The 14,658-nt window shown below is 70.5% G+C and carries 10 protein-coding genes and 1 pseudogene; 4 read left to right on the top strand and 7 right to left on the bottom strand.

All coding sequences use genetic code 11. From position 1 onward, the window contains the following. Positions 1-124 precede the first annotated feature (124 nt). Together ABD357_RS04105 and ABD357_RS04110 are read left to right on the top strand one after the other, a co-directional pair. On the top strand, positions 125-1,528 hold the full coding sequence (locus tag ABD357_RS04105) for a glutamine synthetase family protein (RefSeq protein ID WP_344387528.1): 1,404 nt from the start codon (positions 125-127) through the stop codon (positions 1,526-1,528). Position 1,529: 1 nt separating this feature from the next. Next, positions 1,530-2,678 (top strand): amidohydrolase family protein, encoded by a 1,149-nt coding sequence (locus ABD357_RS04110; RefSeq protein WP_344387529.1) that lies wholly within the window; start codon positions 1,530-1,532, stop codon positions 2,676-2,678. On the opposite strand, the gene ABD357_RS04115 is transcribed toward ABD357_RS04110, so the two are convergent. The 6 genes from ABD357_RS04115 to ABD357_RS04140 all read right to left on the bottom strand — a co-directional run bounded on the left by ABD357_RS04115 (position 2,652) and on the right by ABD357_RS04140 (position 8,809). Continuing rightward, positions 2,652-3,383, bottom strand: coding sequence for an Lrp/AsnC family transcriptional regulator (locus tag ABD357_RS04115; RefSeq protein WP_344387530.1), 732 nt, complete (start codon positions 3,381-3,383; stop codon positions 2,652-2,654). The genes ABD357_RS04110 and ABD357_RS04115 overlap by 27 nt on opposite strands. A 161-nt stretch (positions 3,384-3,544) precedes the next feature. Further along, entirely contained in the window at positions 3,545-4,582 is a 1,038-nt protein-coding gene (locus ABD357_RS04120; protein ID WP_344387531.1) for a Gfo/Idh/MocA family protein, read from the bottom strand. Next, positions 4,579-5,613 (bottom strand): Gfo/Idh/MocA family protein, encoded by a 1,035-nt coding sequence (locus ABD357_RS04125; RefSeq protein ID WP_344387532.1) that lies wholly within the window; start codon positions 5,611-5,613, stop codon positions 4,579-4,581. Before ABD357_RS04125 ends, ABD357_RS04120 begins: the two co-directional genes overlap by 4 nt. 39 nt (positions 5,614-5,652) lie before the next feature. Then, entirely contained in the window at positions 5,653-6,495 is an 843-nt protein-coding gene (locus tag ABD357_RS04130) for a carbohydrate ABC transporter permease (protein WP_344387533.1), read from the bottom strand. Then, positions 6,492-7,472 carry a carbohydrate ABC transporter permease gene (locus ABD357_RS04135; RefSeq protein ID WP_344387534.1) on the bottom strand — a complete coding sequence of 327 codons (981 nt, stop codon included), beginning with the start codon at positions 7,470-7,472 and terminating at the stop codon, positions 6,492-6,494. The genes ABD357_RS04130 and ABD357_RS04135 overlap by 4 nt, the downstream gene beginning before the upstream one ends. Then, positions 7,469-8,809, bottom strand: coding sequence for an ABC transporter substrate-binding protein (locus ABD357_RS04140; protein WP_344387536.1), 1,341 nt, complete (start codon positions 8,807-8,809; stop codon positions 7,469-7,471). The genes ABD357_RS04135 and ABD357_RS04140 overlap by 4 nt, the downstream gene beginning before the upstream one ends. Before the next feature lie 337 nt (positions 8,810-9,146). Between ABD357_RS04140 and ABD357_RS04145 the strand changes: the two genes are divergently transcribed. Both ABD357_RS04145 and ABD357_RS04150 read left to right on the top strand, forming a co-directional pair. Next, complete coding sequence (locus ABD357_RS04145) at positions 9,147-10,484, top strand: ROK family transcriptional regulator (protein WP_344387538.1); 1,338 nt, start codon at positions 9,147-9,149, stop codon at positions 10,482-10,484. A 628-nt stretch (positions 10,485-11,112) separates the two neighbouring features. Beyond that, complete coding sequence (locus ABD357_RS04150) at positions 11,113-13,167, top strand: galactose-binding domain-containing protein (protein WP_425584737.1); 2,055 nt, start codon at positions 11,113-11,115, stop codon at positions 13,165-13,167. Positions 13,168-13,366: 199 nt separating this feature from the next. Here ABD357_RS04150 and ABD357_RS04155 read toward each other — a convergent pair. Further along, positions 13,367-14,560, bottom strand: a pseudogene (locus tag ABD357_RS04155) (RNA-guided endonuclease InsQ/TnpB family protein); the annotation flags it as partial. Positions 14,561-14,658 lie beyond the last annotated feature (98 nt).

Genomic DNA, 14,658 nt, shown 5'->3' on the forward strand with positions numbered 1-14,658 from the left:
TAACGGCAGGCAACCGTTCGGTTTTGTTACTGACCGGTGGGGACCATACCTCAGGCCGACCAGGGGGAGTTGTCCGGGTGCGGCAACTACGTGAGGATCGGATCAACCTCGCCGAGGAGGACGTATGACCACCCTTGCCGATCCCGTGCCGGGCGGGCGCCCGGGCGATGTCGAGCGGGCCACCGCCCTGAGCGCGGAGCTGACCGGGCGGGGTGTGCACGGCATCGTCCTGGCCTACGTCGACACCGCGGGCATCGGCCGGGTGAAGACGATCCCGACGGCCAAGCTCGCCTCGGCCGCCGCGTGGGGTGTCGGAATGTCGCCGGTGTTCGACACGTTCCTGGCGAACGACTCCGTCGTCTCCACCGACGTACTCGGCTCACCGGACGGCGATCTTCGCCTCTACCCCGACCTCGATCACCTGGTCGTCCTGTCCCGGCAGCCCGGCTGGGCATGGGCCCCGGTGGACCGGGTCACCCAGGAGGGCAAGCGGCACCCGGGGTGCGGGCGCACTCTTCTGCGCCGGATCGTCGCCGACGCCGCCGAGCGGCACGGGATCTCGTTCAAGGCGGGCATCGAGATCGAGTGGGCGGTCGGACAGGGATCGGCCCCCGGCGAGGACTTCGTGCCCGCGGTGTCGGGCCCGGCCTACGGCGCCACCCGGCAAGTCGAACTGAGCGACTGCACCGCCGAGTTGATGGCCGCGTTGGCCGCCCAGGGCGTGGATGTCGACCAGCTCCATCCCGAGTACGCGGCCGGTCAGTTCGAGATCTCGGTGGGCGCGCTCGACCCGGTGGCCGCGGCCGACCGCAGCGTGCTGGTACGGCAGACCATCCGGGCGGTGTCACAGCGGCACGGCCTCAGGGTCTCGTTCGCCCCGGCCGTCTTCGCCGAGGGCGTCGGCAACGGCGGCCATGTCCATCTCTCCGCCTGGCGCGAGGGAAGGAACCTTCACTCCGGCGGCGAGGGCCGGTACGGCATGACGGCCGAGGCGGAGTCGTTCGCCGCCGGCCTGCTCGCGCACCTGCCGGCGCTGACGGGCGTGATGGCGCCGAGCCCGGCCAGCTATCTGCGGCTCAAACCCTCGCAGTGGGCCGGGGTGTTCACCGCCTGGGGCCGTGAGACCCGCGAATCCGCGGTGCGCGTCATCACCGGCACGGCGGGCCGTCGCGACCAGGCGGCGAACCTGGAGGTGAAGCCCGTCGACCTCGCCGCCAACCCGTATATCGCGCTCGGCTGCCTCGTCGCCGCCGGACTCGACGGCCTGGAGTCGTCCGCGGCCCTGCCCGACGAGATCACCGGAGATCCGGCGCGGTTCACCGCCGAGGAAGCGGCGGGCCGGGGCGTACGCCGCCTGCCGACGTCGCTGGACGAGGCCGTCGAGGAGTTCCGCAAGGACGAGCTGCTCCGCGCCGCGCTGGGACCGGTCCTGGCCGACGCCGTGATCGCCGTGCGCCTCGGCGAGATCGCGGCCGTGGCCGGACTGGACGACGGTCAGGTGGCGGCGGCGTACCGCTGGAAGTACTGAGATGAGCGCCGGACCGGTCCAACAGTCGCTCGCCGCGCTGCGGTTGGTGGACCACCACTGTCATGGTGTCGTCACCGCCGACCCGGACCGCGAGGGCTTCGAGTCGCTGATCACCGAGGGCGGGGCCTGGCCCGGGATCTCGCCGTTCGACAGCCCGGTGGGCGTGGCCGTCCGCCGCCACTGCGCTCCCCTGCTGGACCTTCCGCGCCATGCGCCGCCCGAGGAGTACCTCGCGCGGCGGGCCGAACTGGGCCGGTACGAGGTCGACCGGCGCTTTCTCGCCGCCGCGGGCACGGACGTCTTCTGCGTGGATACCGGGTTCGCCCCGGATCGCCTCACCACGCCGCGGGAGCTGGCCGAGGTCGTGGGCGGGGCCGCGTACGAGGTCGTACGGCTGGAGAGCGTCGCCGAGGCAGTGGCGGCCGAGGGGGTCGAGCCGGACGCGTACGCGGACGTGTTCCGGGCGGCGGCGTGGGATGCCGTACGACGGCCGGGCGTCGTCGCGGTGAAGTCGGTGGCCGCCTACCGCACCGGCTTCGACCTGGACCCGGTTCGTCCCCCGGACCCGGAGGTCACCGAAGCGGCCCGGCGGTGGCTCGCCCGCAGCGGCCGCCTTGACGACCCGGTGCTCGTACGGCACTTGCTGTGGACCGCCGTTGACCTCGGGCTGCCGCTCCAGCTGCACACCGGCTTCGGGGACAGCGACATCCGGATGCACCGGGTGGACCCGACCCTGCTGACCGACTGGCTGCACCTGACCTCGGGCACCATTCCGGTGCTGCTCCTGCACTGCTGGCCCTATCAGCGCCAGGCCGCCTACCTGGCGACGGTCTTCGAGCAGGTGTACCTCGACGTCGGCCTCACGCTGCACTACGTCGGCCCCGCACGGGCCCGGGCGATCCTGGAGGAGGCGCTGGAGATCACCCCGTTCCGGAAACTGCTCTACAGCTCCGACGCCTACGGAGTCGCGGAGTTCTACCATCTCGGCGCCCTCGCCTTCCGGCACGGCCTGGCGGAGTTGCTCCAGGACCGGGTGGACGCCGACGAACTGAGCAGGCCCGACGCGCTCCGGATCAGCGGGTGGATGGGGCGCGACAACGCCTGCCGCGTGTACGGGCTCCCGCTATCCCACGGAGAGGTCAGGGCTTGAGGCGGACGGCTCAGGGCCGTGCGGGTTCCGCAGCGGTACGACGCCCACGCAGCGGCCGTCGTGGTCCAGCAGCCGGCCCATGTGCTTGACCGTGCGCAGGACCACGGACCGGTCGCCGATGGTCAGGCGTGGCAGCCGGCGGGAGAGGTGTGCCTCGAAGGTGTGCACGTCGGCCAGCTCCCGCAGCCAGACGTCGATGACGGGGTTGTGGGGTCCCGCCGTGATCGCGCACGACCGGACCTCTCGCACACCGGGCAACACCCGGACGGTATCCGCCAGGTACTGGCCGGGTACGGATGCGAAGTACACCGCGGACAGCGGCCAGCCGGACCGGGGGCGGGCCAGGTCGCAGCGCAGGCTCACCCGTGCGGCGAGCAGCGAGTGGAGTCTGCGGCGGACCGTTGTCAGGCCCGCTTCGGTCGCCGCCGCCAGCTCGCGCAGTGACATCCGGCCGTCGGTGCCCAGCAGTTCCATGAGCCGCACGTCGAGGCCGTCCCATCCTGTGGGCTCGACCGCGGCGGGTGGCGCGGGCAGGGCCGCCTCGATCCTGGCGCACTGGAGCGAGTCCAGGCTGCGCAGCCTCCAACGGCTGCCCTCGGTGGGCACGCCCGTCGACACATGGGTACGGGTGGCCCGTACCCCCGGTGTCGTCTGGAACAAGTACGTGGTGAGGCGGGCGAGTTCGTTGAGGTCCCGGGCGTGCACCGTGGCGTCCGCAACGCCCGGCTCATCGACGGCACGGGGGCAACTCCCGTGGACGACGCGGCCGTCCGCAAAGCGGCTCTGCGGGAACGCGGCGTCACCGCCGGCACCGGGGGCCGGGCCGGGCCGCCCAGGCCTGACGAAGACGGCGACCTGCTGGGAGTTCAGCCGCCGGTCGTGCCAAGGGCATCCGGCAGTGCGACCGGTTGTCCGGTGCGCAGCGACTCGTAGGCGGCCAGCACGATCCGGAGGGTGCGCAGGCCCGTCTCGCCGTCGGGAGACGGCCGCCGTCCGGTGCGTACGGTGTCGAGGAACTCCTCGAGCATGGCGGCGTCCAGGTCGGTCCCGCCCGCTTCCCAGCGGTCGCGGCCGGTGGCGGAGTCGAACCCGCCGAGCAGTGGGGGGAAGGCGTCGAACTCCACGATCGCCTTCTCGCCGACGCAGGTCATGGCGAGCCCGCCCCACGTCGGGTGGTCCGGCGGATGGCTCCAGCTGGCGTCCACGGCGGCGACCAAACCGCTGGGGTACCGGACGGTGACAAGAGCCGCGGTCTCGACATCCGGAGCGGGGCCGTCGTCGGCGAGGATGCTGTTGGCCTGGGCGTACACCTCCGCCGCCTGCTCGCCGTCCAGCAGCGCGTCCACGAGGTCGGCGATGTGGACGGTGTGGTCGGCCAGCGCTCCGCCGCCGGCCAGTTCCGGGTCGGCGAACCAGGGATGCGAACGGGCCGGGTTCGAGCCGTTGTTGGCTCCGTGGACGCTGATCAGCCCGCCGAGCGAGCCGTCGGCCAGCGCGCGGCGCAGGGCGGTGAAGGCGGGGCTGAACCGTACGGGATAGGCGGTCATCAGCCCGACCCCGGCGCGCTCACAAGCGTCGATCATGACTCGTGCGTCCGCCTCGGTCGTCGCGAGGGGCTTCTCGCAGAGCACATGTGCCCCGGTCGCGGCGGCCCGCTCGACCAGGTGCCGGTGCCGGGCGTTCTCGCTGGTGACCACCACGGCGTCGGGGCGCAGGGCGAACACCTCGTCCCAGGTGTCGGCGTAGGCGGCACCCAGGCTTTGGGCGAGTTGACGACCCCGGGTGGGGTCGCCCGGCGGGGCGTCGGGGTCCGCGGTGATCAGTTCGATGCCGTCGCGCTCGCGCAGCAGCCCGATGTAGGTCGCGGCGTGCACATGGGCGAAGGACAGTACGGCGACTCTCACTGGTCAATTCCCCCTGTGGGTACGGTGGTTGGCTGCGGGGTGAGCGGGGCGAGTTCAACGGTCCGTCCGGTACGCGCGGACTGAGCCGCGGCCTCGGCGATGCGGACGGCCGCCACGCCGTCCTGGCCGCTCACCCGTGGTTCCGGACCGCCCGCGAACGCCTCGGCGAACTCGCGGATCTGGGTGCAGTACGGCGACTCCCCGAAGTCTCCGCCGGGTATGCCGTCCGCCGGGCTGCCGGACACGGCACCGGTGATCCTCAGGTCGAGGTGCGCCTGGGAGTCGTGCTGGACGGTACCGCCGGTGCCCGACACATGGAACGTGGTGCGGAACGGCGTTGCCGGCGGCCCCCACACCCCTACGACCTGCGTGATGGCGCCTCCCGCGTGAGTGAGTACGGCGGTACCGGTGGCGACCGCCCCTTCCGGGGCCGGGGCGGTGAGATGCCCCTGGTGCCGGGCGTGGACCCGTACGACCTCACCGAAGAGCCAACGGGCGATGTCGAAGTCGTGGATCATCTGGTCCGTCAGAATCCCGCCGGAACGTACCGGGTCGGCGAACCAGCCGCTCCAGGTGGGGTAGCGGCCGGTACGGGTGAACCGGGCGACCGCCACCCGGCCCAGGCCGCCCCCGGCGACCAGGTCGCGAAGCCGGGCGTAGGCGGGGAAGAAGCGCACGACATGTCCCGGGTACAGCCTCACTCCGGCCTCTTGTGCCGCGTCGGCCATCTCCCCCGCCTCGTCCGCGCTGAGCGCCAGCGGCTTCTCACACAGGACATGGGCCCCGGCCGCGACCGCGGCCAGCGTGATCTCCCGGTGGGTGTCGGTCGGGGTGCACACATCCACCACGGCGGACCCGGCGATCGCCTCACGCAGGGAGCCCACGGACGTCGCGCCGAACTCACGGGCCAGTTCGGGGGCGCGGCCGTCGGGTGCGTACAGGCGTACCCGCGCGCCGAGAGCGACCCACGCGGGCAGATGCGTGCGGGCGATGCCACCCGCACCGATCAGCGCGACTTCGAGTTCTGCCATGAAATTCTCCGACCTCCTGTGGGTTCAGGGCTTGTGTGGTCAGCCCTTGAGGGCGCCGCTGAGTACGCCACTGATGAAGTGCCGCTGGAAGAACAGGTAGACGAGCACCACCGGGGCGATCACGATCAGGGTGGCCGCGGCGAGCAGCGGCACGTCGACGCCGAACTGCCCGGTGAAGAAACCCAGTCCGGCGGGTGCCGTACGGCGGGCCGGGTCCTGGATCAGGATGAGCGGGAGCAGGAACTGGTTCCAGCTCCAGACGAAGTACAGAACGCCCAACGTGGTCACCGCCGGGCGGGAGTTGGGCAGCAGGATCCGCCAGAGCGTCACCCAGGACGAGGCGCCGTCCAGTCGTGCGGCTTCCATCAGGCTGCGCGGCATGGTCGAGAAGTGGGCGCGCATCCAGAAGACCCCGAACGGCATGAACGCGGCGATCTCCGCAAGTGCCAGCCCCGGCACGGTGTTGGTCAGGCCGATGGCGCGCAGGTCGTAGTAGAGCGGGATGATGGTGCCCTCGGCGGGGATGGACAGGCCGAGCAGCAGATACGCGTAGAGCCTTCCCCGGCCGGGGACGTCCAGGGTCGCGAGCGCGTACCCGGCGAGGGTCGCGCACACCACCGCGGCCGGCACCACGCACAGCGCGATGACCACGCTCGACCGCAGCAGTGTGCCGAAGCCGGCTGCGGACCATGCGCGTGAGAAGTTCTCGAAGTGCAGGCCGTCCGGCAGGGCGAAGCCGGTCAGCGGTGCGCCTGCCGGCTGGAGTGCTGCCAGCAGCAGGGAGGCGAACGGTATGAGCACGGCGGCCATGAACAGCGCGAGCACGACGGGTGCCGCAAGCCGCCCGGTGACCGCTCTGGTCGTCAAGGTCGGGGAGGTCACGGTGCCTCCCTGGACAGCCGGTTGATCACCAGGACAGCGATCGAGATGACCACCGTCAGTACGATCGCCAGCGCGCTGGCCACACCGACGGCGCCGCCCCCGAAGGCCAGGCGGTAGATGAGGATTCCGGGGACGACGGTGCTGTTGCCCGGGCCCCCTCCGGTGGTGATGTAGATGAGGTCGAAGCTGGACAGGGCGGCGATCACGGTGATGGACAGCGCCACCGCGAACTCCGGCCGCAGCAGCGGGACGGTGATCGCCGTGAACTCGCGTACCGGGCCCGCCCCGTCCATCCGCGCCGCCTCGTAGATCTCGGGGTCGATGCGCTGGGTCCCGGACAGGAACAGCACCATGCACAGGCCCGAGACGACCCAGCTGCCGATCAGTCCGACGGCCGGCAGGGCCCAGGTGAAGCTGCCCAGCCAGGCGTCGGTGAGGCCGCCCAGGCCGATCGCCCTCAGCGCCTGGTTGAGGGTGCCGTCCTCGGCGTACACCCAGCGCCAGAGGATGCCGACCGCGACCAGCGGGATGACTTGAGGCAGGAACAGCACCGTGCGGACCAGGGTGGTGCCCCGGCGCCCGGCACGCCGGGACACGATCGCCGCCGAGACCAGCCCCAGGCAGATGGGCAGGACGGAGAAGAACAGGATCAGCGCACCGGCATGCCAGGCGGCGGCGCGCAGTTGCGGGTCGGTGACGATACGGCCGTAGTTGTCGAGGCCGACGAAGGACGGGAGGGTCACCCCGTCCCAGTCGAACAGTGAGAGATAAGCGGTGTGCAGCAGCGGCAGTACGGCGAAGAGCGTGTAGGGCAGCAGAGCCGGCAGCAGGTACAGCAACGCCACGGCCCGGCGTCGGCGGCGGCCGGACCGCGCCGGGCGGGGGTGCTTGCGCGCGGTGCCGCCCGCCCCGCGCTCCACCCGGCTCTGGGCTCCGGGAGCAGGGGCGGGGCCGGTCAGTCGGTCGGCAGTGGTCATTTGTGGTAGTTCTCGAAGTCCGTCTGGAGACCGGCCAGGAACTTCCCGGCGGTGGCCTTGCCTCCGGCGAGCAACTGCAGCTGGGTGGTGAGGGTGTCGCCCATCGTCGGGCTGGAGGAGTTCTGGATGAACGGCTGCAGGCCGGCGTCCTTGACGACTGTCTGCCAGCCCTGCTGGACATCGCCCAGCAGCCCGCTCTGGCTCGGCATGGCGCCCGCGTCGGGAGCCATGAAGCCCGCCTTGGCGGTGATGGCGGCGGCCTCCGCGCCGGCGGTGAAGTCGAGGAACGCGGCGACCGCGGCAGCGTTCTTCGACTTGCTGGACACGCAGTAGTACACACCGGCGCCGGTGGTGCGTACCTTCCCGCCGGAGGTGACGGGCGGCATGTTGAAGTAGCCGGCCCCCTCCCCCAGCCCCTCGGCCACCGCCGCCGCGGCCCAGTTGCCGCTGATCCGGAAGACGCCCTCGCCCTTGGCGAACGCGGCGGTGGCGTCGTTGTCGCTGACGCCGTTGACCTTGGGGGTGACATAGCCCTTGTCCACCCACCGCTTGAGCGTCTCGGCCGCCTTCTCGGCCTCCGGCAGCACGATGGTGGCGCTCTGGTGGCCATAGGCCCACGCCTCGCGGTCCTTCGGTGTCAGATAGGCCGAGAGCAGCACGTTGAAGGCGTGGTTGAGGCCGCCGTCGAGGTTGCCGGCGACCAGTGCGGTCTCACCGGCCGCCTTGGCCTTGGCGAACAGTGCCTCCAGTTCGTCCAGGGTGGCCGGCGGGACGGTCAGGCCCAGCTTCTGCGCCTTGGCCTTGTTGTAGTAGACGCCTTCGAACGACAGGCCCGCACCCACCCCGTACAGGTCGCCGGTGCCGACGGTCTTGCCGTCCGGGGTGAGGGTGATCTGGTCCAGGCCGGGGAACTTCTCCGCCCAGCCGTATGCCTTGCCGTACTCGCCGACCTTGAGCAGCAGCCGTCCGGGGACGAGGTTCTGCATGCCGGAGGTGAACTGGGCGATGTCGGGGGCGCTGTCGGCCGACATGGTGGTGTTGATGCTCTTGAGGTAGTCGTCCCAGCCGGTGTAGTTGCGCTTGACGGTGATGTTGGGGTGCTTCTCGCGGAAGGCCGCGATGAGGCCCGGGGTCATGGTGGTGTCGTCGGCGTCGGCGACCACCAGCGTGATCTTCTCGTCGGCCGGTATCGCCGTGGAGACGGGGCCGGAACTGCTCTTCTCCGACGACGATGCGCCGGGGGTCAGATCGCTGCACGCGGTGAGCGCCGCGGCGCCGACCGCGCCGGTGGCCGTGAGGAACGTACGTCTGGACAGGGACGACGGGCTGGGGCTCATGGGGTCTCCTGGGCGTGACGGGACAGGGAGAGCCGACGGCGGAGCCGAGCGGCGGTGGAGACGTGATGCATGAGGCCGCGATGGTGTGCGGCGCGGCGGAGGCGGCGCGAGGAGGGTGGGAAGACGCCGTGGACGGGGCCGGATCGCGGGGGGTCCTGCGAGCGGCGGGGTTTCGACAGCTCAATGAACTCGATCAGCGAACTCGAGTAGTTCGATAACGCAGTTGCGTTTTATAATCGGAGCGAGCCTGGCATGCGTCAAGGACTCATGGCTGGATTGTTATCGTCAGGGCGGTCCGCACCGGTCCCCGCCGGGCCGCTCCACAGGAGGTTGATCATTGGCCACGTCCAGGGACCGCTCCCCGTCCACGGCCGCCGCCCCGCGGGCGCTGTGGCCGCTCGGCGGGCTGCCGGAGCCGCACTCCCCCGGGCGCGAACTGCCCGCGGTGGTGGGCGTCGGGGACCTGCGTGCCACGAACGCCGCGGCCATCCTCGCCGCCGTCCGCTCGACCGACCCGCACCCCCGGCTCTCCACCCTGGCCGAGGCAACCAAGCTCTCCCGCCCCACCGTTGAGGCGATCGTCGAGGAACTCATGGACTGCGGCCTCATCGAGGTCGCCCCGGCCGTCTCCGCCCGTGGCCAGCGTTCGCCCGGCCGCCCGGCCCGCCGGTTCCGCTTCTGCCCGCACGCGGGTTTCGTCATCGGCGTGGATGTACGGGCCCGCTCGGTGAGCGCCTGCCTGGCCGACCTCGACGGCCGACCGGTGGCCGTCGAACGCAAGGCGGTACGCGCCGACTTGGGCGGTCGGGCCCGTGCCCGCGCCGTGACCGGGGTGGTGCAGCGCGCGATCGACCGCTCCGGAGCCGTCGCCCGGCGGGTGTGGGCCGCGACGGTGGGCACCCCCGGCCTGGTGGACCGGAGCAACACCCGTATCCGGCAGGCCGACAACCTCAAGGGCTGGGCCGAGGCGGACATCGTCACCGCCCTCCGCGACACCCTCGGCTGCCCGGTCGCCGTGGAGAACGACGCCAACCTGGCCGCGCTCGGCGAGCAGTGGCGCGGGGTCGGCGGCGCAGCCGACGAGATGATCTTCGTCCTGCTCGGTGAACGCCTCGGTGCCGGTGTCATCACCGGAGGGCGCCTGCTGCGCGGACACCGCGGCGCGGCCGGTGAGATCGGCTTCATCCGCTTCCCCGGCAGCCCCTCCTCGCAGCCCGGCCTCGGACCCCTGGTCCCGGACGCCGTTGCCCCGGATCCTGCGGACCCTGCGCGGCGCACCGGTACCGACATCGTCCGTGGCGCCGCCTCAGGGGATCCCGAAGCAGTCGCGGCCATCACGTCGTACGGGCGGAGACTGGCCGCCGGGATCGCCCCCGTGCTGCTGGCGCTCGACCCGGCGCTGGTCGTGCTCGGCACCAGCCTCTTCCCTGTCCCCGGCCTGCTTCCGGCGGGGGAACTCCTCCTGAGCGCCGCCGAGGAGGAAGCCGGCAGCCTCCTCGTCGACCTGCCGCAGTGGCGGCTGTCCGCCCTGGGCGACGAGGCCGTGATCACCGGCGCGGTCCGCTTCGCCCTCTCCTCCGTCGAAGAGGTGCTGCGCACCCGGCCCACCAGCCTTCCGTCCCAGGGCGCGCTCGGCCGGCCCACGGGCCTGGAGACGGGAGCAGAAGCCCCCTAGTGCCCTCCGGTGCGAGCTCTGGGGGTCCCCCGGCCGGAGGCTGGGGGAGTGCCGGCCGGAAGGCGTCGTCTGCCCGGAAATGGCGGCACGAGGGCTCGCACCCTCAGCAGCTGCGCCAACGGTGCCCGGCGGGCCAGGTCGTCACGGCCCGCACGGACCGCCGGATCCTTCGGAGGACGTCGCCGCCGGCCTGCCGTTGGTGGTGCCACCGGGTTCGGCCGTCCGCCGACCCGTACGGGGCCGCCGAACTCCGTTTGGCGGCCCAGCCGTTGGTCATACGCGACAGCAACACCCAAACTCCGATTTGGCCCAACGCCCAACGGGTCCCTGGTTGGTTCTTGGGTGTGCGGGCGCGCTGTGGCTTGTCGCGCAGTTCCCCGCGCCCCGTCCGGGGCTGCCCGTTCAGCATCCTTCGACGGTCACGCAACAGCGCCCGGAGGCTCGGGACGACCGACAAGCCATCAGGTCATCTGTCCCGGACTCTTGACTCCGTTAACCACAGTCGCGATTCTCATGACATCCGCTTGTACGAGTCATGACAACCAGGGCAGTGACCTCGTCATGCCCGTGCTCGCCTGTCTGGCTCATCGACGGCGCCATCCGCCGACCGGAGACGTGAATGATGACCATGACTCGACAGCCACACCGCAGGCGTAGCCCCATCGCGGTTCTCTCGCTGCTCCTCATCGCGATGACCATGGCGCTCGGCCCCACGTCCAGTTCCGCGGCCGAGACGGACTGGTGGACCCCGGTCGCGCGGCCCGCGCCGGACTCCCAGATCAATGTCACGGGCGAGCCCTTCAAGGGAACCGACTCCCAGGGGGAGGTACGGGGCCTCGTCGACGCGCACAACCACCTGATGTCCAACGAAGCCTTCGGCGGCCGGCTCATCTGCGGCAAGCCTTTCTCCGAGAAAGGGATCGCCGACGCCCTCAAGGACTGCCCCGAGCACTATCCCGACGGCTCGCTCGCGATCTTCGACTACATCACCCACGGCGGTGACGGCAAGCACGACCCGGTCGGCTGGCCGACGTTCAAGGACTGGCCGGCGTACGACTCGATGACCCATCAGGCGAACTACTACGCCTGGATCGAGCGCGCCTGGCGCGGCGGTCAGCGGGTCCTCGTCAACGACCTCGTCACCAACGGCATGATCTGCTCGGTCTACCCCTTCAAGGACCGCAGTTGCGACGAGATGACCTCGATCCGGCTCCAGGCGAAGCTGACGTACGACATGCAGGACCACATCGACAAGATGTACGGCGGCACCGGCAAGGGCTGGTTCCGGATCGTCACCGACAGCGCGCAGGCCCGCGAGGTCATCCGGCAGGGCAAGCTCGCCGTCGTCCTGGGCGTCGAGACCTCCGAGCCGTTCGGCTGCAAGCAGATCCTCGACATCGCGCAGTGCGACAAGGAGGACATCGACAAGGGCCTCGACGAGCTGTACGACCTGGGCGTGCGCAGCATGTTCCTGTGCCACAAGTTCGACAACGCGCTGTGCGGGGTCCGCTTCGACGAGCACGGGCTCGGTACGGCCATCAACGTCGGCCAGTTCCTGTCGACGGGCACCTTCTGGCAGACGGAGAAGTGCACCGGCCCGCAGAAGGACAACCCGATCGGCGAGGGGTCGTCCGAGGCCGAGGAGGACCTGCCGGCGGGCACCGAGGTTCCCGAGTACGACGAGGACGCACAGTGCAACATCCGCGGTCTCACCGGTCTCGGCGAGTACGCCGTGCGCGGCATGATGAAACGTAAGATGATGCTCGAGATCGACCACATGAGCGTCAAGGCCACCGGCAGGGTGCTTGACATCTTCGAGGCCGAGCAGTACCCGGGTGTCCTGTCCTCGCACAGCTGGATGGACCTCAACTGGACCGAGCGGGTCTACTCCCTCGGCGGCTTCGTCGCCCAGTACATGCACGGTTCCGAGGAGTTCAGCGCGGAGGCGAAGCGCACGGACGCGCTGCGTGAGAAGTACGGCGTGGGCTACGGCTACGGCACCGACTTCAACGGCATCGGAGAGCACCCCGCCCCGCGCGGCGCGAACACCTCGAATCCGGTCACGTACCCCTTCAAGAGCGTCGACGGCGGCTCCGTCATCGCCAAACAGACCACCGGCGAGCGCACCTGGGACTACAACACCGACGGCGCCGCCCACGCCGGCATGATCCCGGACTGGATCGAGGACATCCGGCGGGTCGGCGGCCAGGACGTCGTGGACGACCTCCTGCGGGGCGCCGAGTCCTATCTCGGCACCTGGGGAGCGTCCGAGGACCACAAGGCCGGGGTCAACCTCGCCTCGGGCTCGACCGCCTCGGCCAGTTCCTCGGAGTCGAACCCGTTCACGAGTTACGCACCCTCCAGGGCCGTGGACGGCAAGGCGGGCACCCGCTGGGCGAGCGACTGGAGCGGCGACCAGTGGCTCCGGCTCGACCTCGGGTCCGCGAGCCTCGTCAAGCGCGTCACCCTCGACTGGGAGCGTGCCTACGGGAAGGCATACCGCATCCAGCTCTCCACCGACGACACGAACTGGCAGTCCGTATGGTCCACCACCACCGGCGACGGCGGCCTGGACACGGCCCGGTTCAGCGGCGTGCCGGCCCGCTATGTGCGCGTCCAAGGGCTCGAGCGGGGCACCGAATGGGGATACTCCCTCCGCGAAGTCGGCGTCTACAGCAAGTGACGGCACCGAGTCGGTGTCCAGGGCCGCGGCCTGCCGGATCAGCTTGCCTGATCCGGCAGGCCGCGGGCCGCCTTCCCGGCAGAACACAGCGGAACGCAAGAGCCGACGAGCCGAGACACAAGGGCCGAGACACGAGAGAGCAAAGGGAATCCACGTGACTCCACCCACGATTGAAGTCGCGGGCTTCCTGGATCGGTGGCTAAGCACCGTCGCAGAGGACCAGCCCGGCCCTGTGCAGGACGTTCAGCGCGCCCACGCGGTCTGCGTTCTCCACCAGGCCGCACTTGACGCACTCGAACTTCGCTTGGGTGACGCGGTTCCCCTTCGCGACGTGCCCGCATCCGCCTATCTCCGGCGGGCACGTGCGGGAGGTGTTGCGGGCGTCCACTGGGATCACTCGACGAGCGGCACTCTCAGCCTTCTGCGCCAGGATGCTCAGGAACTGTCCCCAACCCGCATCGAGGATGCTTCGGTTCAGCCCGGCTTTCGCGGCGGCACCGTTCGGCAGGAACGCGCCGTCGTTGTCGGGGTCGGGCTTGGGTGCAGGCACCTTGGTCATGCCCGCAGTGTTCAGCTTCTCGTGCCCGATCACGTCGTGTTCGCGGACCAGGGCGAGAGCCTGCTTGTGGTGGTAGTCGGCCCGCTGCCGCCGGATCTTCGCGTGCAGCTTCGCGACCTTCCGCGCTGCTGCCCGGTGCGCCTTGGTACGTCGCCGGGTGCGCTTGGGGAACGTCGAAAGGTGCTGCTGCGCGGCGGTCAACTCGTCGGTCATCTTGTCGAGGAACTTGGGGTTCTCGACGTGCACGCCGTTGGAGTCGGTGAAGAAGTGCACGGTGCCCATGTCGATGCCGACGATCGACCCTGTGGCGGGCAGCGGCTCGGCTGGTACCTCATCGCAGGCGAGGACGACGTACCATCGTCGGCCTTCCCGCTTGATGCTGATCGTCTTCACCCGGCCGTGCACGGGGCGGTGCTGATGCACGCGGACGTGCCCGACACCTTGCAGGCGGACACGAGTCTGACGGTCGTGCGGCGTGGAGTCCCAGCGGCAGCCGTCGCCGTCCTTCGGGAAGGTCACCGTGTCGAAGTGGCCGACGCCCTTGAACCTGGGGTACCCAGGCGTCAGACCAGCCTTCACCCGTTTGAAGAAGGCTTGGAATGCCTTGTCGAGCCGCCGAAGCGTGGCCTGTTGGGACGAGAAGGACCAGCGGCCCTGACGCTCAGGATCGAAAGCGCGTACGTCCTTGAGCTGCGCGGACTGGTCTCCGTACTTGATGCTCGTCTTCGTCACGTGCCGGTAGGCGTCCCGGCGTTCCTGGAGCGCTCCGTTATAGAGGGAGCAGTGATCCCACAGCATCTCGGCCAGAGCCTGCTCCTGGCGGCCCGTGGGACGGTAAGGTCGGCTCGGGGCGCGGTTCTGGCATTACTGCCAGCCCGTTTCCCCGAGCCGCCTTCCGAACCCGCCGTGCCTATTACTAGGCAACGGGCTCT

Origin of the sequence: Streptomyces vastus, assembly GCF_039532825.1 — a bacterium.
In the GTDB taxonomy this organism is placed as follows: Bacteria; Actinomycetota; Actinomycetes; order Streptomycetales; family Streptomycetaceae; genus Streptomyces; species Streptomyces vastus.